This is a genomic window from Maritimibacter sp. 55A14 (assembly GCF_003122205.1).
Taxonomy (GTDB): domain Bacteria; phylum Pseudomonadota; class Alphaproteobacteria; order Rhodobacterales; family Rhodobacteraceae; genus QEYE01.
Genome location: NZ_QEYE01000002.1, coordinates 112051 through 131781 on the forward strand (window position 1 = coordinate 112051; position 19731 = coordinate 131781).

Annotated in this window: 24 protein-coding genes; 6 read left to right on the forward strand and 18 right to left on the reverse strand. The window is 67.5% G+C overall.

The genetic code is table 11. The features are described from left to right. Positions 1 to 15 precede the first annotated feature (15 nt). A complete protein-coding gene (locus tag DDZ14_RS19245; RefSeq protein WP_146193050.1) occupies positions 16 to 432 on the reverse strand; it encodes a hypothetical protein in 417 nt (138 codons plus the stop codon). A 9-nt stretch (positions 433 to 441) separates the two neighbouring features. Here DDZ14_RS19245 and DDZ14_RS02170 point away from each other — a divergent pair, with 9 nt between their 5' ends. Beyond that, positions 442 to 1128: a M48 family metallopeptidase gene (locus DDZ14_RS02170; protein WP_109423449.1), complete on the forward strand. Its 687-nt coding sequence runs from the start codon at positions 442 to 444 to the stop codon at positions 1126 to 1128. A 6-nt stretch (positions 1129 to 1134) separates the two neighbouring features. Here DDZ14_RS02170 and DDZ14_RS02175 read toward each other — a convergent pair whose 3' ends face one another. The 8 genes from DDZ14_RS02175 to DDZ14_RS02210 form a co-directional block, all read right to left on the reverse strand. Next, positions 1135 to 1677: an RSP_2648 family PIN domain-containing protein gene (locus DDZ14_RS02175; protein WP_109423303.1), complete on the reverse strand. Its 543-nt coding sequence runs from the start codon at positions 1675 to 1677 to the stop codon at positions 1135 to 1137. Beyond that, positions 1677 to 2882 (reverse strand): RSP_2647 family RNA methyltransferase, encoded by a 1206-nt coding sequence (locus DDZ14_RS02180; protein ID WP_109423304.1) that lies wholly within the window; start codon positions 2880 to 2882, stop codon positions 1677 to 1679. The genes DDZ14_RS02175 and DDZ14_RS02180 overlap by 1 nt, the downstream gene beginning before the upstream one ends. Positions 2883 to 3002: 120 nt before the next feature. Next, positions 3003 to 3623, reverse strand: a complete 621-nt coding sequence (locus tag DDZ14_RS02185; RefSeq protein WP_109423305.1) for a DUF6778 family protein — start codon at positions 3621 to 3623, stop codon at positions 3003 to 3005. A gap of 175 nt (positions 3624 to 3798) precedes the next feature. After that, on the reverse strand, positions 3799 to 4371 hold the full coding sequence (locus DDZ14_RS02190) for a sarcosine oxidase subunit gamma (protein WP_109423306.1): 573 nt from the start codon (positions 4369 to 4371) through the stop codon (positions 3799 to 3801). 13 nt (positions 4372 to 4384) lie between these two features. After that, positions 4385 to 7378: a sarcosine oxidase subunit alpha family protein gene (locus DDZ14_RS02195; protein ID WP_109423307.1), complete on the reverse strand. Its 2994-nt coding sequence runs from the start codon at positions 7376 to 7378 to the stop codon at positions 4385 to 4387. Continuing rightward, positions 7375 to 7698, reverse strand: a complete 324-nt coding sequence (locus DDZ14_RS02200) for a sarcosine oxidase subunit delta (RefSeq protein ID WP_109423308.1) — start codon at positions 7696 to 7698, stop codon at positions 7375 to 7377. Before DDZ14_RS02200 ends, DDZ14_RS02195 begins: the two co-directional genes overlap by 4 nt. Positions 7699 to 7812: 114 nt before the next feature. Then, positions 7813 to 8133 (reverse strand): hypothetical protein, encoded by a 321-nt coding sequence (locus DDZ14_RS02205; protein WP_146193051.1) that lies wholly within the window; start codon positions 8131 to 8133, stop codon positions 7813 to 7815. A gap of 382 nt (positions 8134 to 8515) precedes the next feature. Beyond that, entirely contained in the window at positions 8516 to 9763 is a 1248-nt protein-coding gene (locus DDZ14_RS02210; RefSeq protein WP_109423310.1) for a sarcosine oxidase subunit beta family protein, read from the reverse strand. 212 nt (positions 9764 to 9975) lie between these two features. Between DDZ14_RS02210 and ccmI the strand changes: the two genes are divergently transcribed. From ccmI to DDZ14_RS02225, 3 genes are read left to right on the forward strand one after another with little or no spacing between them, the layout of a single operon-like run. Further along, positions 9976 to 11205 (forward strand): c-type cytochrome biogenesis protein CcmI, encoded by a 1230-nt coding sequence (ccmI, locus tag DDZ14_RS02215; protein WP_109423311.1) that lies wholly within the window; start codon positions 9976 to 9978, stop codon positions 11203 to 11205. Continuing rightward, the gene (ruvX, locus tag DDZ14_RS02220) at positions 11202 to 11687 is read left to right on the forward strand and encodes a Holliday junction resolvase RuvX (protein ID WP_109423312.1); all 486 of its coding nucleotides are present in this window, start codon (positions 11202 to 11204) and stop codon (positions 11685 to 11687) included. Before ccmI ends, ruvX begins: the two co-directional genes overlap by 4 nt. Further along, positions 11684 to 11914 (forward strand): DUF1289 domain-containing protein, encoded by a 231-nt coding sequence (locus tag DDZ14_RS02225; RefSeq protein WP_109423313.1) that lies wholly within the window; start codon positions 11684 to 11686, stop codon positions 11912 to 11914. The genes ruvX and DDZ14_RS02225 overlap by 4 nt, the downstream gene beginning before the upstream one ends. 114 nt (positions 11915 to 12028) lie before the next feature. Here the strand turns inward: DDZ14_RS02225 and DDZ14_RS02230 are convergent, their stop codons facing one another. The 9 genes from DDZ14_RS02230 to DDZ14_RS19250 all read right to left on the reverse strand — a co-directional run bounded on the left by DDZ14_RS02230 (position 12029) and on the right by DDZ14_RS19250 (position 18054). Next, positions 12029 to 12865, reverse strand: a complete 837-nt coding sequence (locus DDZ14_RS02230; protein ID WP_109423314.1) for a hypothetical protein — start codon at positions 12863 to 12865, stop codon at positions 12029 to 12031. Then, a complete protein-coding gene (gene dusA, locus DDZ14_RS02235; protein ID WP_109423315.1) occupies positions 12865 to 13887 on the reverse strand; it encodes a tRNA dihydrouridine(20/20a) synthase DusA in 1023 nt (340 codons plus the stop codon). The genes DDZ14_RS02230 and dusA overlap by 1 nt, the downstream gene beginning before the upstream one ends. A 31-nt stretch (positions 13888 to 13918) precedes the next feature. Next, positions 13919 to 14086 (reverse strand): hypothetical protein, encoded by a 168-nt coding sequence (locus tag DDZ14_RS19615; RefSeq protein ID WP_158275439.1) that lies wholly within the window; start codon positions 14084 to 14086, stop codon positions 13919 to 13921. Positions 14087 to 14431: 345 nt separating this feature from the next. After that, positions 14432 to 15499, reverse strand: coding sequence for an FAD-binding oxidoreductase (locus DDZ14_RS02240; RefSeq protein WP_109423316.1), 1068 nt, complete (start codon positions 15497 to 15499; stop codon positions 14432 to 14434). Between the two features lie 13 nt (positions 15500 to 15512). Then, on the reverse strand, positions 15513 to 16187 hold the full coding sequence (locus tag DDZ14_RS02245; protein ID WP_109423317.1) for a glutathione S-transferase family protein: 675 nt from the start codon (positions 16185 to 16187) through the stop codon (positions 15513 to 15515). A gap of 66 nt (positions 16188 to 16253) precedes the next feature. After that, positions 16254 to 16610: a cupredoxin family copper-binding protein gene (locus DDZ14_RS02250; protein WP_109423318.1), complete on the reverse strand. Its 357-nt coding sequence runs from the start codon at positions 16608 to 16610 to the stop codon at positions 16254 to 16256. Further along, on the reverse strand, positions 16601 to 17122 hold the full coding sequence (locus DDZ14_RS02255) for a DUF4142 domain-containing protein (RefSeq protein ID WP_109423319.1): 522 nt from the start codon (positions 17120 to 17122) through the stop codon (positions 16601 to 16603). The genes DDZ14_RS02250 and DDZ14_RS02255 overlap by 10 nt, the downstream gene beginning before the upstream one ends. A gap of 170 nt (positions 17123 to 17292) precedes the next feature. Next, positions 17293 to 17841, reverse strand: a complete 549-nt coding sequence (locus DDZ14_RS02260) for a cytochrome P460 family protein (RefSeq protein WP_109423320.1) — start codon at positions 17839 to 17841, stop codon at positions 17293 to 17295. 24 nt (positions 17842 to 17865) lie between these two features. Continuing rightward, entirely contained in the window at positions 17866 to 18054 is a 189-nt protein-coding gene (locus tag DDZ14_RS19250; RefSeq protein ID WP_146193052.1) for a hypothetical protein, read from the reverse strand. Between DDZ14_RS19250 and DDZ14_RS02265 the strand changes: the two genes are divergently transcribed. Both DDZ14_RS02265 and DDZ14_RS02270 read left to right on the forward strand, forming a co-directional pair. Beyond that, entirely contained in the window at positions 18053 to 19015 is a 963-nt protein-coding gene (locus DDZ14_RS02265) for an AraC family transcriptional regulator (protein WP_109423321.1), read from the forward strand. The genes DDZ14_RS19250 and DDZ14_RS02265 overlap by 2 nt on opposite strands. 348 nt (positions 19016 to 19363) lie before the next feature. Next, positions 19364 to 19729: a hypothetical protein gene (locus DDZ14_RS02270; protein WP_109423322.1), complete on the forward strand. Its 366-nt coding sequence runs from the start codon at positions 19364 to 19366 to the stop codon at positions 19727 to 19729. Positions 19730 to 19731: the final 2 nt, after the last annotated feature.

The window sequence follows — 19731 nt, forward strand, 5'->3', positions numbered from 1 at the left end:
CCGCCCCGCAGCGCGTCAGGTGACCAGATGCGGCACGTTGTTGGGGCCGAAGACGATGCGCTGAGGCGCGGCTTCCATCCGCGCGAGCATCTCCTGAATTGGCAGGCGCACCGGGTTTTCCAGCACCAGTGTCGGCGGTTTCACCGGCTGCGTGCGCGCCTTGCTGCGCAGGATGATGGGCCCGTCCGCATTGGCATGGACGGGCGTGTTGCCCAGGCTCCGAAGCGCCCGCAACATCCGCCGCAACGCGGAAATCTCCCGCGTCATCTGCGCGAGCATATGGGAATATTCTTCCACTCGACCCTCTAAACGACAGCGCGGTTTCGCCGGCTTTGTATCGAATCTATCAACGATCGGCACTTTCGGCAACGGTTGCCCGCGCGGATCGGCGGGAGACAGCTTGCGCTTGCCGGGACGGACGCGCTGGCCCATATCTTTACCATGCTGAAATTGACCCCGATCCTGCTGGCGGTGCTCTACGGGCTGGCGATGTACGTGTTCTCGGCTTGGCGCACGACGCGCCAGCTCGACGCGCGGTCCACGGAACTGGCCGATGCGCGCCTGCGCGAGTTGTCGCTCGACATGGCCGCGGCGCTCGACCTGCCGACGATCAAGGTCAATATATACGAGATCGACCCGGTCAACGGCCTGGCATCGCCGGACGGGCGCATCTTCATCACCCGCGGATTCTACAACAAGTACCGCGTGGGCGAGGTCAGCGCCGAGGAGATGGCCAGCGTCATCGCGCATGAGCTGGGCCATGTCGCATTGGGCCACACCAAACGTCGGATGATCGACTTTTCCGGCCAGAACGCGATGCGCGTGGCACTTGGCGCGGTGCTCAGCCGCATCCTGCCCGGTGCGGGCGTCTGGATCGCCAATGCCCTGACCAGCCTGCTGGCCGCGCGGCTGTCGCGCCAGGACGAATACGAGGCCGACGCCTATGCCTCGGCGCTGCTGGTCAAGGCCGGGATCGGCACCGGGCCGCAAAAATCGCTATTCCGCAAACTCGACGGGCTGGCATCGGGCGGCGCACCGATGCCGGCCTGGCTGATGAGCCATCCCAGGACCGAGGACCGGATCGCCGCAATCGAGGCGCGCGAGGCGAAATGGCGGATCGGCGGCTGAGGCCGCTCAGCCCGCAAGCGCCTTGGCCAGCCGTGGCAGCCGCGCCTTCTTGAGAAGCGCGCGCAGAGGCTGGGGTTGTCCGGAAATGGCCTCGGCGCGGGCGCGCACGGCCGCGGCCACCTGTGCCATGCGATCGGGCGCGTCGTCGTGAAAACCGCGCAACAGCCCGTCAGGATCGCGCCGCATGAGCCTGTGCGCGGCCAGCGCGAGGGTGGGGAAATCCTGAAGGTTCAGCGTGCAGAGTATCTCCGCGCGTCCCGCGATGGCGGCGGCCAGAACATGAATGTCGTCGGGGTCGGGCAGGCTCAGCCCCAACGCCGCGCCATCCTGCGGCGTCACCTCCGCGTCGGGCCAGCGGTCGCGCAGCACCGCGATCTCGGCGCGGGCCACGGCCATGCCTTCCGGCCCCAACTTTGCCGTGGCGCGGGCCCATTCCTCCAGGATCCGCGGCGACCAGAGCGGCGTGAAGAACCCCGCCGCCGCCGCGCCCAACAGCACCTCGCGCATCACCGTGGGGTAAAGCACGCAGGCGTCCAGCAGCACCCGCATCAGCCGTCCCGACGGAAGAAGAGCGCCTTGAGATAGCCGGTCTCCGCCAGGGCGGGATGCTGCGGATGGTCCGGCCCGGCAAAGCCGGTATGCAGGAGTTGCGCGGCGCGCCCGGCCCGGCCGATGCCGCGCAGGCAGGCGGCGCGGAACTTGGCAAGCTCCGCCGCGTGCGAGCAGGAACAGAGCACCAGGAACCCGCCCGGCGCGACCAGCGGCGCGGCCATGAAGGCCACCCGTTCATAGGCGCGCAGGCCCTTTTCCAGCGCGGCGCGCGTGGGCGCGAAGGCCGGCGGATCCGCCACTACGAGGTCGAAATTCGCGCCCTCCTCCCGCAGCGCCGCAAGCGTATCGAAAGCGTCGCCCCGCCGGGTGGCGAAGCGAGCCGCCATTCCGCCTGCCTCGGCACCCTCCTGCGCCAGGGCCAGCGCGGCGGCGGAACTGTCCACCGAGAGCGCGCTTTCCGCCCCGCCCGCCAGCGCGGCCAGCGCGAAGCCACCCACATGCGAGAAGAGGTCGAGCACGCGCGCGCGCCCGGCGAGGCGCGCGGCGAAGGCGTGATTGGGGCGCTGGTCGTAGAAAAGTCCGGTCTTCTGCCCCCCGGTCACGTCGGCCATGTAGGTCGCGCCGTTCATCGTAACCGGCACCGGGCCGTCCACCGTGCCGCGGAGCAGCCGCGTTTCCTCGGCCAGGCCTTCCTGCACGCGGGCGCGGCCGGTGCCGTTCAGCACCACCACGCCGACGCCCGTGACCGCGACCAGCGCCTCGGCGATCTCCCCGGCGCGCAGATCCGCCCAGGCGGCGTTGGGCTGCATCACCGCGACATCGCCGAACCGGTCGATGACCAGCCCCGGCATCCCGTCGCCCTCGGCATGGACCAGCCGGTAGAAGGGTGCATCGTAGAGCCGCGCGCGCAGCCCCAGCGCCCGCTCCAGCCGCGCGGCCAACCAGTCGGGGCCGATCCGCGCCGCCGGATCGCGGTCGAGGATCCGCGCGACGATCCGGGAGGCCGGGTTGACCGCGACGACTCCCAGCGGGGCGCGGTCATTGTCCTCCAGAACCGCGACGGAGCCGGGGGCCAGGGCGCGGGTGCGGCGGTCGAGCACCAGTTCGTCGGCAAAGACCCAGGGCGCGCCATGCCGGATGCGGCGTGCATCGGCCTTGGGCTTCAGACGGATCACGGGCGGGGGCGCGGATATGTCGTTCATGCCGCCCTCCTAGCGCGAAACGCCGGGGCCGGAAAGCCCGTATCCCACGGTGCCGCGCATGGCAAAAGGGGGCGGCTTCGCACCGCCCCCTCGGACCGCTCCCGCCCCTCGCGCGGCTGTCTATTCCGCTTCGGCCGGCCGCGGCATGGCTCCACGCGCACCGGCATGGCCGAATTTCTGCTGCATCACCGCCGCAACATGGCGGGTGACGCGCCGTTTCTGCGTCTCGCCCGACTGCTCGGCCTCGATGGCCCGTTTGCCGCCATAGGCTTCCAGTTCCGTCTTGATAAGCGTCGGCCCGTTGAGAACCGCACCCGTGACGGCGTCCACCACGCGCATGCGGAACCGGATCGAATGGGTGCCGCCGACACTATAGCGGGTCTTTTCGGTCACGGAATGGAACCGCTCAACCTCCACATCGACGAAGACCGGCTGCGACCCGCGAAGATGCGCGGTGCCATCCGTCACGGCGGCGTCGATGATCGCGGCAACCTGCGCGTAACGGTCGCCGCGCGGCTCTCCCCGCCAGACGATATCGGCCAGGGGGTAAAAGAGATTCGCCTCGGACACACTCAGCGTCTTGGGCACGGTCACGCGCACGTCCTGCACCCGCCACATCGCGCTCTGGCTGTTAAGAACCGGTGCTTTGGCCGGCGTGTCGCGCGACACGGTGTCGGTGGAAGCGCAGGCTCCGAGCGCCGCGGCAAGCCCCAGCGCAATGGCGTTCTTCCAGATACCCATCCTTGAACCCTCCGGGCGGAGTCCGCCCTGCTGTTCTTGTTGCGGCGTTGATATCTAGGAACGAATTGGGACCGAAATGGGGTAATTACCGCGCCATTTAGGGATAATGCGCAGATCGTGAACAATCGGATTTGCCACAATCGCGGCCCCGCCGACTGGCGGGGCCGTTGATTTTTCAGGACAGATAGCCGGGCAGACTGTCTTTCGCACCGGCAGTGGAGAGCCAGGTGAACATGTATTCGCCGACCGACCGGAAGCACACGAGATCGAAACAATCGGTGTCCGAGAGCCAGAAGGCCGCCGCCACCTGCCCCACCCGGCTGCGCCGGATCGTCCCCGCGCCGAAGGCGTCGGGCGACAGGTCGACGGGCGCGCCCTTGGCCAGCACCTCCCGAACGCCAGCGCCGGAGATGCGGAAATGAGCGCGCGCATCCGACACGTTCACGACCAGCGCATGGGCCTTGCCCGGCGCCTTCTCCATCGCCGTGACGGCCTTTTCCGCCTCGGCATAGGGGACCAGGATCAGCAACTCGTCGGGCGACATCCAGGCCGCGCCCTTGTCCCCGTCGAGCCCGATCTCGCGTTCACCCGGCACGGCGCCGAGCCCGGTCGCCGCCTTGACCGCCTTGGCCACCGCGTCCGATCCCAGGTCGCCGCGCAGGGTGATCATGCCGGTCGGGCCGACCTCCCGCACCGTGACCGCTCCGCGAAATTCCGCGCCGCCCACGGCACTGACTGCATCTGCCATTGTTCCGCGCTCCTTATGTCTTCACGAAGACCGGCTCGACGATCTTCGCCTTGATCGTGTCGCCGCCCGTGGTGGTGAAGTTCAGCGTCTCGCCCATGCGCTCGGCCCCGCGCTCCACAAGGCCCATCGCGATGGAGCGGCCCAGCGTCGGCGAGAAATAGGTCGAGGTCACGCGCCCGGTGGTCCGCTTGATACCGGTGGGCAGGACGCGGCCATCGGCGGCATAGGCGCCGTCGGGCAGCACACGCTGCGGATCCTCGGTTTCCAGCCCCACGAGCGTCCAGCGGTCGGCCCGCGTCAGGTCGCTGCGTTCCTGCGCGCGCTTGCCGATGAAGTCGTCCTTCTTCTTGCTCACCGCCCAGTGCAGGTTGAGGTCCTGCGGCGTCACGGTGCCGTCGGTCTCGTCCCCGATCATGATGAAGCCGACCTCCGCGCGCATCACGTGCAGCGCCTCGGTGCCATAGGGCATGGCGTTGTATTCCTTGCCCGCGGCCAGCAGCATGTCCCAGAGTTCCCGTCCGTGCCCGGCGGGCACCGAAACCTCGTAACTGAGCTCGCCCGAGAAGGAGATGCGGAAGATGCGCGCCGGCAGCCCGCCCAGCTCGCCCGTGGCCCAGGACATGAAGGGCAGCGCCTCCTCCGAGACGTCCATGCCGCCCAGCTTCTCCAGCACATCGCGCGCGCGGGGGCCGACGACGGCGATCTGCGCCCATTGCTCGGTCACATTGGCGGTGTAGACCTTCCAGTCCCACCATTCGGTCTGGAGCCACTCCTCCATATGGCCGTGGACAGTGTCCGATCCGCCTGTGGTGGTGTGGCAAAGGAACGTGTCCTCGTCCAGCCGCGCCACGACGCCGTCATCCATCAGGAAGCCGTTCTCGTTGCACATCAGGCCATAGCGGCAGCGCCCCGGTTTCAGGCTGGACATCATGTTCGTGTACATCATGTCCAGGAAGCGGCCCGCATCCGGGCCCTTGACGATGATCTTGCCCAGCGTGGAGGCGTCCAGCAGACCCAGCCCGGTGCGCGCGTTGCGCACCTCGCGATGGACCGCATTCTCGATCGTCTCGCCCGCGCGCTGATAGCAATAGGGCCGCCGCCAGTCGCCCACCGGCTCCCAATAGGTGCCGTTGCCGGCGTGCCAGGCATCGACCGGCGTCTTGCGCGTCGGCTTGAAGAGCGCATCGCGCGCCTCGCCGGCCAGCGCGCCGATGGAGACCGGCGTGTAGGGCGGGCGGAAGGTCGTGGTGCCGACCTGCGGGATGGGGCTGGCCAGCGAATTGGCCAGAACGGCCAGGCCGTTGATATTGCTCAGCTTGCCCTGATCGGTGGCCATGCCCAGCGTGGTGTAGCGCTTGGTGTGCTCGACACTCTCGTAGCCCTCGCGCGCGGCAAGTTCCACGTCCGAGACTTTCACGTCATTCTGGTAGTCGAGCCACATCTTCATCTTCAACTCGACCGGCGCGCCCTGCGGCATGGTCCAGACTGGCTCCAGCGGTTTCTCCTCGGGCGCCTCGGCCTTGGCTGCGGCGAGCCTCCCGCCCGTCTTGCCCAGCGCCTTGGCCGCGGCCTTGCCCTGGGCATGCGCATCGGCCAGCACCTCGGCGGCGTGGAGCGCACCGTTCGCCGCGCCCGCGGCCAGCAGGAAACCCGCGCCATCCGTTCCGGTAGGCGCACGCTTGGGGTCGGGGCGGAACATCGCCCGCTCCTCGTCCCAGGTCAGCTTGCCCCCGCAATGGGACCACAGATGCACGACCGGCGACCAGCCGCCCGACATCGCCACCGCGTCGCAGGCGATCGTCTCCAGCACCGAGCCCTCGCCCGCTTGCGGGCAGACCGCGACACCCTCGACCTTGCGCGCGCCCTTGATCTTCGAGATGCCGTGGCCGGTTTCCACCCGGATGCCCAGCGCCCGCGCGCGTTCCGGCAACTCGCCGGTCGCAGCGGTGCGTGCGTCGATCACCGCCGGCACGTCGAGCCCGGCTTCCTTGAGCGCGATCGCGGTGCGGTAGGCATCGTCGTTATTGGTCACGACCACGGTGCGGTCGCCGGGGCTCACACCCCAGTTCACAACATAGTCGCGCACCGCCGAGGCCAGCATCACGCCCGGCACGTCGTTGCCCGCGAAGGCGATGGGACGCTCCAGCGCGCCGGTCGCCGTAATGGTCTGGCCCGCGCGAACCCGCCACAGCCGGTGGCGCGGCCGTCCGTCGCCCGGCGTATGGTCGGCCACCCGCTCGTAGACGGTGACATAGCCGTGGTCGTAGACGCCCGTGCCCATCATGCGCGGGCGCAGGGTGACGTTGTCCATCGCCTCCAGCTCGGCCACGGTTCCGGCCACCCAGTCCCCAGCCGGTTTGCCGTCGATCACGTCGCCATCGACCACGGCGCGGCCGCCCCAATGCGCGGTCTGCTCCACCACAAGCACCCTGGCGCCGCCGCGCGCCGCGGCACGTGCCGCCGCCAGGCCGGCGACACCGCCGCCGATCACCAGCACATCGACGAAGGCGTAGAAATACTCGTAGCGGTCGACATCCTTCTCGGTCGGCGCCTTGCCCAGACCGGCGGAATGCCGAATGAAGGGCTCGTAGACATGTTTCCAGAAGGCGCGCGGCTGGATGAAGGTCTTGTAGTAGAAGCCCGCCGGGAAGAACCGCGCGAGCTTGGCGTTGACCACGCCCACGTCGAATTCCAGGCTCGGCCAGTGGTTCTGGCTGGTGGCCTTGAGCCCGTCGAAAAGCTCGGTCGTGGTGGTGCGCTGGTTCGGCTCGAACCGCGCGCCTTCGCCCAGATTGACCAGCGCGTTCGGTTCTTCCGCGCCGCTGGCCACGATGCCGCGCGGACGGTGATACTTGAACGACCGGCCGACCAGCGTCTGACCATTGGCCAGCAGCGCCGAGGCCAGCGTGTCGCCGGCATGGCCGCGCATCCGCTTGCCGTTGAAGGTGAACTCGATCGGCGTGGAGCGGTCGATCAGCCGCCCGCCCTTGGCGAGACGTATGCTCATTCGTAGCCCTCCCAGTCGGGGCGTTTCGTCTTGATGGCGTCGATAATGTGCGCCGGCGGCTCGGTGGTCTGCGCGGAATAGGTGCCGAAGACCTCCAGCGTGACGGTGCAGCGCGCGGCGTGGAACCACTTGCCGCAGCCATAGGCATGGCGCCAGCGCTCGAAATGCACGCCTTTGGGGTTCTTGCGCTCGAAGAGATAGCCGGTGAAGGCCTCGTCATCGGAGCCCGGACCGAAACGCTTCAGATGCGCCTCGCCGCCGGGGGTGAACTCCGTCTCCTCGCCGGAGACGCCGCAATTCGGACAGGTCAGGATCAGCATGGGACGCTCCGGTTTTCAACGGGAGGGAAGAGGGGATTGCGGGCGGATGCCGTGGGCACGGTAAAGGCGGGCGCGCGAACGCGCCCGCCGCAAGCGCAATCTGCGAAATCCGGCCTACTGGCCGCCAGTCGCCTGGTTCTGTTCGGTCGCCGTACCGAGCGTTCCCGCCCCGAGGCCATCGGTTCCGGACATTCCGAGTTCGTTCGTGGCAGGGGCCGTGGTCTCCGCGGCCGGATCGACCGGCAGGGTAACAGGCGGGGCCCCGGCACCGCCAGGATGTGTGACGGTTGTCCTGCCAACGCCCGAGATGATGATGAACAGAAGCACACCGACGACAGCCGCGGCCGCAAGCAACCAGATGACTCCGCTACCAGTCCGGGGACTGCCGGCATATCTCGGGTAGTCGTGATGATGGGAATGCGAATGATCAGACATGGCGTGTCCTCCTCTCTGCAAGAGAAAGATATAGGGCACGCAGAAGACGTTTGCGCCGGTGCGCCTTCACCGCCGAGTGTCGGTCGGCCAAGTCTGGCGCATTGATATTTTGCTGTTCGGCCAGTTCCCGCCAAAACCTCGATGCCGTCATTGCTCTCTGTGACCTGCCGCACAATAGGGCGTGATATTGTGCGCTGATGCACCAAAGCCTCCATGGGAGAACCGGCGCGCCATACGCAACCGCCGTTCGGGCGGGATCCGACCGACGCAGCCCTGTGGCGCCGCCGTGCACGCAATGCATTCGGCCCAGCTGACCTGGCCCCCGCCGTCGGACGCCCCGGCCAGTCGCGTGCGGCCATCCGGATGTTTCGAATTCCGCCCATCAATGCGCCACCGCCGCGGCGACTGACTCGTCGATCATCCGGCCCTCGGCGAAACGGTCCAGCCCGAAGGGCGCGGCCAGGTCGCCCGGCTCGCCCTTGGCCACCATCTCGGCCGTGGCCCAGCCGGAGCCGGGGATGGACTTGAACCCGCCTGTCCCCCATCCGCAGTTCATGAAGACCCCCTCCACCGGGGTCTTCGAGATGATCGGCGAGCGGTCGCCGGTCATGTCCACGATTCCGCCCCATTGCCGCAGCATCTTCAGGCGCGAGATGACCGGGAAGGTTTCCACCAGGGCACGGATCGTCTCCTCCACATGCTGGAAGGAGCCGCGCTGTGTATAGTTGTTGAACCCGTCCGCGCCGCCGCCGATCACCATCTCGCCCTTGTCGGACTGGCTCATGTAGCCATGCACTGTGTTGGCCATCACCACGATGTCCATGCAGGGTTTGATCGGCTCGCTGACCAGCGCCTGGAGCGCCACCGATTCCACCGGCAGCCGGAAGCCCGCCATCTCGGCCAGTTGGCCGGAGTGGCCGGCGACCACGATGCAGACCTTCTTGGTCTCGACCGTGCCGCGCGTGGTCTCAACCCCGGTCACGCGCCCGGCCTCGCGGCGGATGCCCGTCACCTCGGTTCTCTGGATGATATCCATGCCCATGCCCGCGCAGGCCCGCGCATAGCCCCAGGCCACGGCGTCGTGTCGCGCGGTGCCGCCCCGCGCCTGCCAGAGCCCGCCCAGCACCGGGTAGCGCGGCCCGTCGATATTGATGATCGGGCAGATCTCCTTGACCCGGCCGGGGCCGACCCATTCGGTCTGGATGCCCTGCAGCGCATTCGCGTGCGCGGTGCGCTTATAGGCGCGGGCCTCGTGCTGGGTCTGGCCAAGCATCATCACGCCGCGCGGGCTGAACATGATGTTATAGTTCAGATCCTGGCTGAGGCTCTCGTAGAGCGACCGGGATTTCTCGTAGATCGCCGCCGAGGGGTCGCGCAGGTAGTTCGACCGGATGATCGTCGTATTGCGCCCGGTATTGCCGCCGCCCAGCCAGCCCTTCTCGATCACCGCGACATTGGTGATGCCGTGGTTCTTGCCCAGGTAATAGGCGGTGGCGAGCCCGTGACCACCCGCGCCGACGATCACGACGTCATAGGAGGATTTGAGTTCCGGCGAACCCCAGGCGCGCTCCCATCCGCTGTGATAGCGCAGGGCTTCGCGGGCGATGGCAAAGGCGGAATAGCGTTTCATGGATCTCCCGACTCGGTTCGGCTGCCGGCACGTCCCGCAGCAGGTTGCTTTTGCGCCCTCTGGCGGAAAAGAGGATACTCACGACGACCCAACTCATATCAATAGCGACATCCGCGTGTCCATGCGCCGCGCGCCCCTGTGACGGAATGTGGCTTTCCCCGGGGGAGCACAGGGATTACATGCCCCCTGACGGGTTTTCCAACCGAGGGCACATGGTTTTCTGGCTCACATCCATCGGACTTGCCGCGATCTGCGCCGGCTTCCTGGTGTATGCGCTGCTGCGCCCACGCGGCGGCGCCACGCCGGCGGCGGCCTATGACCTGCAGGTCTACCGCGACCAGTTGGCGGAGGTGGAGCGCGACGCAGCGCGCGGGCTGCTGGCCCCCGAGGATGCCGAGCGCGCCCGTATCGAGGTCAAGCGCCGCATCCTGGAGGCCGACCGCGTGCTCAGCGCCGCCGGTCCGCGCGGCGGCGCGCCCGCGGTCGGTTCGCGGGCGCTCGCGGGCCTGACAGCGCTGGCGGTGATCGGCGGCGCGGCGGTGCTCTACAGCGCCCTCGGCCAGCCCGGCGCGCGCGACCTTCCGCTCCAGACCCGGCTGGCCGCGATCGAGGCCGCCCGCGAGGGCCGCCCGACCCAGGCCGAGGCGGAGGCCGGCATCCCCGAAGCCCCGGCCGCCCCCGAAGGCGCGGATCCGGGCTATCTGGAACTGGTCGAACGGCTGCGCGAGACGGTCGCGAGCCGCCCAGCCGACATTCAGGGCAACGCTCTCCTGGCGCGTCACGAGGCCGCGCTGGGCCGCTACCGTGCGGCCTATGCCGCGCAGGAGCGCCTGATCGCGGCGCGCGGCGGGGATGCGGATGCGGCGGATTACGCGCAGCTTGCGGAACTGATGATCGCGGCGGCGCGCGGCTATGTCTCGCCGGAAGCCGAGGCCGCGCTGCGCGCCACGCTGGCCCGCGATCCCGCGAACGGCACCGCGCGCTACTATTCGGGCGTCATGTTCGCCCAGGCGGGCCGCTACGACCGCGCCTTCGAGCTTTGGCGCGGGCTTCTGGCCGAGGGCCGCGAAGGCGCGCCGTGGATGGAGCCCGTGCGCCGTCAGATCGGGCAGGTCGCGCAACTGGCCGGCCGGCGGCTCGACCCGGCCCTCCTGCGCCCGCGAACGGGCCCCACCGCCGGCGATGTCGCCGCCGCCGGGGAGATGAGCGCGGAGGACCGCACCGGGATGATCGGCGGCATGGTCGCCCGTCTGGCCGAACGCCTGGAACGCGAAGGCGGCAGCCCGGCCGAATGGGCGCAACTCATCAACGCCTATGGCGTGCTGGGGCGGACCGGCGAGGCCCGCGCGGCGCTGGCGCGCGCCGAGGCGGCCCATGCCGGCGACCGCGACGCGCTGGCGCACCTGCGCGACGCGGCCATCGAGGCGGGGATCGGCGAATGAACGCGGAGGCCGACGCCATCGCCGCTTTCCGTGACACGCTCGCGCCGATGCGCGCGGTGATGGGGCTCGACCTGGGCGAGAAGACCATCGGCATCGCCGTCTCCGACCGGATGCTGTCGGTCGCGACCCCGCTCGAGACGCTGCGGCGGCGCAAATTCGCGCAGGACGCGGCACGCCTGCTGGAGATCGCCACGGCGCGCGAGATCGGCGGCATCGTCCTGGGCCTGCCGCGCAACATGGACGGCTCCGAAGGCCCGCGCTGCCAGTCCACCCGCGCCTTCGCGCGCAATCTCTCCCGGCTGACCGACCTGCCGATCGCCTTCTGGGACGAGCGACTCTCGACAGTGGCCGCCGAACGCGCGCTGCTGGAGGCGGATGCGACACGCAAACGTCGCTCCGAGGTGATCGACCATGTCGCCGCTTCCTATATCCTCCAGGGCGTACTCGACCGTATCGCACATCTCAGGCAGGCCGACACATGAGCGACGAGATCTGGAAGCGCGAGGAGATCGAAAGCCCCTGCGTCAAGCTCTGCACGATCCACCCCGAGACCCGGCTCTGCATCGGCTGCCACCGCAGCATCGACGAGATCACCGCCTGGTCGCGGCTCTCGTCCGAGGCCCGGCGCGCCATCATGGCCGAACTTCCCGACCGCGCCGCCGCACAACGCAAACGCCGGGGCGGCCGCAAGGCCCGAGTCAACCGCTGACCCGTCGGGCACCCGCCCGAACGGCATTCTTCTTGCCACAAGTATCCCCGCCGGAGGCCCCGCGCCCGCCCCCGGGCGGGCGCAAACGCAAGGACCTGCGCCGCAGGCGCGCGATCAGGGATCGGTCAGCCAGGCGCGCGGCCCGCGTCCTGCATCGAGCCGGAAATAGGCGATCATGCGCCCCTCCGGCGGGGCTGCCGCCCCCGGCTGCCAGGGCGCCACGCCATGCAGCGCCAGCCGGTGCACGAGATAGGCCTCGCCCGGCCGCGCATGGAGCGCGATGCGCGGGCAGGTCTCGAAGATGCGCCGGCGCGTCTGCTGATAGATATCGGTCACGTCCACCCCGCCCCAGTCCTGCGGCGCGATCCCCTCGAACGCATCAGAAAATGCCGTGCGGATGATCTCATGGCTGCCCTCCCAGACCACCAGGGGTGCCGCCCCCGGCCCGGTCTCGCAAAGCGGCAGCCCGAGTATGAAGCCATGGTGCTCGCGCAGCCGGCGCCGGCGCCCCGGCGCCTCGCGCAGCAACCCGTCGAGATGCGCCGCATCGCGGTCTCGGCGAAAGCGGAAGGCGGCCTCGCTCTCGCCCGCCCAGGGTTGCGGATAGCCGGGATAGCAGACCGAGATCTGGCCCGCGTCCCAGGCGAACTCCTCCAGCCCCAGCCCGTCGCGGATGAAATCGACCGGCGCACCGGCAAGCGGGCCCGAGCCCGCCACCGATCCGTCCGCAGCGTTGTCCAGCATGTTGACCCCGGCGAACCAGGTCCCGCCGCAGCGCAGCCATGCCGCCTGTGCCTTGGGATCGGCGGCGATGGCGCGGGCCTTGGGCGCGGCATGGGCCACCCAGTCGGCAATGCGCGGATCGGTGGGAAATCGCAGCCAGCCCCGCCGGCGGTAGAGCGTCAGCGCCTCCGCTGCCTCATCCGCGCCGCCCTGCCCGGTCCCGCGCATCACGAGGCCCGCGCGTGCAAGGTTCCGGCGATCCCGGCCAGCGCCGCCGCTACCAGTTCCGGCCCCGCGCCAGGCCGTGCGGCCCCGTCCGAGAGCATCCGCCGCCACTGCCGCGCACCGGGACGGCCCGCGAATAGCCCCAGCATGTGGCGGGTGATCTGGTTGAGCCTGCCGCCCTGCGCGAGGTGATCCTCGATATAGGGCAGCATGGCGCGGACGGCATCTTCGGGCGTGCTGTCGGGTTCCATCGCGCCGAAAATCCGGCGATCCGCGGCGCACAGGATATCGGCGGGCCGGTGATAGGCCGCGCGCCCCACCATCACCCCGTCGAGCCCCGCGGCAAGAAAGCCCTCGGCCTCGTCGAGCGATTCGATGCCGCCATTCACGCTGATATGGAGCGCCGGGAACAGCCCTTTCATCCGCAGTACCAGATCATGGTCGAGCGGCGGGATATCGCGGTTTTCCTTCGGGCTGAGGCCCTCCAGCCAGGCCTTGCGCGCATGGATGGCGAAGCGGCCCACCCCCGTCGCGGCGACGCGCGCGATGAATTCGGGCAGCACCGTCTCGGGATCCTGGTCGTCAACCCCGATCCGGCATTTCACCGTCACCTCCACCGGCTGCGCCGCGATCATGGCCGCGCAGCATTCGGCCACCAGCCCCGGCTCCTTCATCAGCACCGCGCCGAACGTGCCCGACTGCACCCGGTCCGACGGGCAGCCGACATTAAGGTTGATCTCGTCATAGCCCGCCTCGGCCCCCAGCCGCGCCGCCTCCGCCAGCTCCGTCGGGTCCGAGCCGCCCAGTTGCAGAGCGACGGGATGTTCCCCCGGCGAGTGTTCGAGCAGATGCACGGCATGACCCCGCACCAGCGCCGGCGCCGTCACCATCTCGGTGTAGAGCAACGCCCGCCGGCTCAGGAGCCGGTGCAGAAGCCGGCAGTGCCTGTCCGTCCAGTCCATCATAGGCGCGACGCTTAAACGGGACGCATCGAGAATACTGTATTTTTTATCTTTATCAGCCATTTATCGCTCGGCCATCCAGCCCGTTCTTTTCTCATCGGTGCTCATTTGCGCCCGTGACCTGACGCGCAAGCGTCGAAACCGGCCGCTGCATCTGACGCCTCACGATATAGCCCAGCCCCGCCAGAATAAAGGTCGCAAGCGAGTTGCCCATGCAGAGAAACATCAGCGCACGGCGGCGTTCGCTTTGCAGGTCGGTCACATCGAGATCAGTGACGCATTACTCGACAGTCCGTCCCTGATAAACGAGGGGCGAAATGGAGACGGACGGCCTTGTCGGTTGCCCCGACCGATAGCTGACCGAGCGTCACAGCCCCCTCCGCCGTTTCCGCGATCGCGCGGTCAACCTGCGCAGAACGCGGAATCGTCGCGGCCGGTTCGCGCAGCCGGGCGTCCTGCACGCATTGCTGCGCTGCCGCCTTCCTTGAATTTCACGCGGATCGGCCATCGGCCCATGCGCCCGATGCCGGGTTAAATGCGCTTGCGCGTGAAGACGTAACCGCCCGTCCATCCTGAGAAAAGAAGAGCCGTAGCCGCCATCCTGACTTTACCGAATGAGATCCGCATCGATCCAATCCGCCGCCCGCCGGCCGGCAAGACTGCCGAACTTGAACATTCGGCCGCTACAGCCGGTGATGGCGAAGGCACGATTGAACGCCTCAAAGACGAACTCCTTGTCCGGCGTGTCGGCATAGTAGCCCGCGGCGGCGCCCGACACGGCGTAACGCCCCGGCCGCTTCAGATGGTCTCGGAATGCAGCCAGCGTGGCGCCGGCGTCACCTTCGCAGACGGGAACAGGCAACCGCGGCGTCTCGGACCGCAGGACCGGGGCACCGCCAAATTTAAGCCCGGTTCCTGAAACCGGCGGCAATGCGTAGAGATGCGCTTGCCTGGTCGCGAGGAAGAGCGCCGGTGCCTTGCGCCATTGCGACAAATCGGACAACTCGGCGGCGATGTAGGCGGCGGTAGACCTCACGGGCGTGACGCGCCGCGCAAGCCGAGGCAGCAGGTGCGGGGTCCATGCCCCCGCCGCGACAACGATCCGATCCGCACAGATCACCTCGCCGGTGTCGAGGGTCACGGAAGCCGTGTCGGCATCGACCCGCACCGCCCGGCTGTGCGGGATCAGCGTTGCACCGGACATTTCAAGCCAGGCCGAAAGGCCGTCCAGGATGCGGTCTGCGAGCAGCACGCCGGCATGCGGCGCAAAGAGGCCCCGCGCGGCGGACGGCAACGCGAGAAACGGCGCGTGCTCCTGGATGCGGCGCCGTGACCAGTGGTCGTGCGCAGTCCCTGTCTCGCGCAGGGAACGTGCCGTCATCCCCATCCATCCGGTGTCGCCGAGATCGATCGCCAGCACGCCTGTGGGAACGAAATGCACCTCACCGAGATCGGCCCACAACTCGTCCCAGGTCGCCAGTGCGTCGCGAACCATCGCCGTGTAATGGGCCTGCGGGCCGTATTGCGGCCGAATCATGCGATGTTCGTCGAATGAAGCCGATCCCGGATTAGGGATCGCCCCCTGCTCGAGGACAACCACCTCATGGCCGCGACGGACCAGTTGCCAGGCAGCCGAAAGGCCCACGATGCCGGCACCAACGACGATGACCTTCATCGGTCTCCCCCAATCAGCCCGGAACGCAGGCTAGCAGCCGGGAAAGGTGCGATTGCCGGCGCTCCACGAACCGCTCGAGGTCTTCCGCGTAATCCGATTGGACCGCGTCGCGCACCGAAGACCGCGCGGTGAGCGCCTCACGCCAGGATGCGACTTTCGGCAGATCATGGAGAATCCCGAAATCTCCGATCCGGTCGAAGCCGTCGAAATAGCGGAAAACCGGCCCGAAGACCGCGTCGACCAGGCTGAATCCGTCGCCCGCAAAATACGGGCCATCGCCCAGATGCCGCTCCAGCAGCTTGAAACGCGCCCGCAGAGCAGCGGTCTTGCTCTCGAAGGTAGCGGCATCGGGGGCCGAGTAGAACCCGGCGATATCCGACAGCGCGGCCGAACCGAACTCGATCCACGCCCGGTGTCGCGCACGCTGGACAGGGTCGGCCGGGTGCAACGGCCGGGGTTGGGTCTCTTCGAGGTATTCGAGGATCGCAGCCGACTCGAATATCGCGTCCTCCCCGACCTGCAGGACGGGCGTCTTCCCAAGAAGCGTGATGCGCAGGAACCAGTCAGGCTTGTCGGCCAGATCGACATAGCGGCGTTCACAGGGAAGCCGTTTCTCGGTCATCGCGATGGCGGCGCGCTGGACATAGGGGCAAAGCGTGTGGCTGACGAGTGTCAGGGGTGCGGACATGGTTCGGTCTCCTTAGACCCTGGGCTTGCGCGGCGGCCCCGGACGGGCCGACGCGGTCGGTTGCAGTCAACTTGGCGGTACGACCCGAATGCGGCCTGTCATGTGCCGATGGAAGGCGCAGACATAACGGTACTCGCCCGGTGCTTCGAAGATCATCCGTGCGGTCTCGCCGCCAGGGATCTCTCCGGTGTTCCACGCACCGTCCAGTGCTGTGGCGGTATGCGGCGCGACATCGGCATTCTCCCAGACGACAGTGTCGCCGGGCTCGATGGTCAGATCACCGGGCCGGAAGGCAAATCCCTGAATGCGGACGTCGAGGGTGCGCGGGCGGGCATGGGCCGGGGCCGGCCGGCCGGAAACCGCCAAGGCAACGGACAACGCCGCGCCCTGGCCGAATTTGCGCCGGGTGAGGGTCAGCCGCACTGCAACCCCTCGACCATGTGCTCGGCATGCGCCTCATGTGCCCGGAACGTCTCCAGCGCATCGGCGAGCAGGTCACGCAGCGGCTCGACCGTAACCGCCGGAATGAAGCTTTCCGCGACGGTCTTGTTGACCAGTTGGTGATAGCCGAGTTCATTGGTGGCGTAGGCGCAGTCGAAGGAATGCCCACTGAGCGCGGCGAACTCCGCCCGCTTCGCCGCCGCTCCTTCGACCAGAGCCTGGCTCAACGGGTTGTCCTGCGGGACGACCTTAAGTTCAGCGATAAGGTTGCCGGCGGCGGCGTTGACCGCAGCGTGATCGCGGATCATGGTCTCCGCGAACTGCCGCACCGCGTCATTCTCGGACAACGCCAGGGCCAGATGGGCATAGCGGATGTCGAGTTGACCGGCGGTGTAAGCCGTGTGGGCAATCTCGAGATCGTTCATCGGTTCATCGGCAAATGCCGCACCGCTCATCGCGGTTGTGATGGTGGCAGCGAGTGTAATCGTCTTCATTGGTCGGTCCTCTTTCATTGGTTTGCACGCCGGTAAGAAAGCGCGGCGGGGTCGATCCGTGAATGCGAGATCGGACGGGTTCCATGCTCATCCGTTCAGGATTTCGGACGCTTCCGGGTGGAAAGGGGCTCTCTTCGGCCTGCTCTGCCATCCGTGACATCCCAGCCCGGTCATTTCCGGATCGCCGGATAGCCCTGCAGATAGATCAGCCCCTGATCGCGCGCCGGTTCGTGGCAGGCGATGCAATCGGTCCCGTAGTCCCGGGTGACGGTCACGCTGGTTTCCGAACCTTCGAAGAACGCCCATCCCCAGCCGTCGCCAAACCGCGCGCCGGTCCCGAGGGTTCCGTCCGAATCCCTCACCATGACGAAGCGTCCCTGGAGTTCGTCCACATAACTTGCCGTGCCGGTGGTCAGTTCTTCCGTCCGCGCGGACCAAACCTCCTTGACGATTTTCGTTCCGTCGGCGAAATCCCCGTTGCCGAGATAGGTCTCGAGCGCGGACTTCTCGACATAGACGGTGTGAATCTGATGCGCACCGTCGGCGGGATCGTCCGCCAGCAGGGAAAAGGCTCCGATCTGAACCCAATGCGTGCGGTAATCCTCGGCGGGGACGCGGAGCGCCGACTCGACTTCGATGGGCTCTGCCTGCGTCGTCATTTGCGCGAGCGCCGGCGCAGTGACGGCCGTTGCAAGAAGCGCAATTAAACAGCGTTTCATGTCAGTTCATCCTTGTCTCGGTTTTCAGGTTGCTGGTGTTTCCGGCATGGCAAACGCCATGTTCTTCAGTCGGTATCGCCCATCTCGCACCGGATGGACGCCGCTCCAGAATCCAGAAATCATGCGAACTCTGAATGCCAGTTTGTCCGCAATCCGTGCGGGATCGTTCAGGGCTCTGGATGTTTCGGAAATCTCGGGTAACATCGCGATCATGTTGGATCTGCTCAGCGATATCCTCACCCGCCTCTCACTTCGCGGCACGCTCTATTTCCGAACGAGCTTTTCCGAGCCTTGGGGGGTCCGTGTCCCGGCCTTCCGCGATGTTGCGCGGTTTCATTTTGCCCATCGAGGCGAGGCATTGGTGCGGGTCGGCGACCAGCGCGCGCCGGTGCATCTGGCGCAGGGAGATCTCATCATCATTCCCCATGGCGCGGAGCATGTCCTGTCCTGCCGCCATACCGGCCCGGAGGAAGCCCTCCCGCTCGACGATGTGCTCAAACGCTCCGGTTTCGACGGAGAGGGCGCGCTGGTCTGGGGTGGCGACGAGGCCCTGCGCGATACGCAGCTCATCTGCGGGCATTTCGCACTTGCCGAAGGGTCGCGCCATCTGCTCTTCGATCGCCTGCCTCCCTACATTCACCTGCGCGGATATGGCGACGAGGCCGGGCCGTGGCTGGAGGCCAGTCTTCGCGTCATCGGCGCCGAGGCGGGGCGGGCACGCCTGGGCGGCGATCTGATCGCGCTCAAGATGTCCGAAGCGATCTTCGCCCAGGCGATCCGGGCTTTTATCGAGCAGTCGCAGGACGGCGTGACCGGGATCGCCGGTTTTTCCGATCCCCACCTCGCCCGCGCAATGACCGCCTTTCACCGCGATCCCACCGCGGACTGGACCGTGGCCGCGCTTGCGCGTGAGGCAGGACTGTCCCGGACGGGTTTCGCGGAGCGATTTTCGGCACGTCTCGGCGTCACGCCGATGGGCTACGTCACGTCATGGCGCATGCAGATCGCGCGCGAGGCCATCGCCTCACGCGGGCTAAGTGTTGCCGAAGCGGCCGAGGTGTCGGGTTATGCGTCGGAATCGGCCTTCAGCCGCGTGTTCAAGAAAGAGATCGGTGTGTCGCCCGCGGCCTTCCGGCAAGCCGCGCGCGGGACGGAGACGGCGAATGCGGCCTAGCCGTGCGGGATGACCGTGAGGTGACCCGTAGGGCGCGCGTTCCACAGGTGCCGCAATGGCTGGCCAACCCCGAATGAAGAAGCGGCTGGCGATCTGGAACCCCATTTGACAGGCACATTACGCGACTGGTCATCTGCACATGTGCGCGGGTCGTGCTGTAACCGTCCACCGACCCCGGCCAGAAGAAATCCACATTGCGCTAAAAATCGAATGCTCCGCACCTCGCGGACGATCGAGCATGAATTCGGGATTTCCTGAAATTCATAATCCACCAAATCCGCGCCAGATGTACCGGGCGGCGTATTGCTTACGCCGTTTCAATCCACTGGACACGAAAGGACTAAAGCGATGCCACGCTTTGTCACCAAGACCATTCATGCACGGCTCGACTATCCGGTTGCGCTGGCGCTCATGGGGTTGCCGTTCCTGCTCGGGCTCGGAGAGTCCAATCCGCTGGCGCTGTCGATCTCTCCGCTGGTCGGGCTGGCGGCACTACTGTTGACGATATTCACCGACCACCATCTCGGTGTCTTTCGCATGCTGCCGTACAAGCTGCACCTCGCCGTGGACCTGGCGGTCGGCCTGTTGTTCATCGTCCTGCCCTTCGCGCTGAATTTCTCCGGAATTGACGCGATCTATTACTGGGTGAACGGCGCCGCGGTCGTGGCCGTCATTGCTCTGTCCAAGCCTGAAGCCGGCGCGCTTCCCGTTTGATC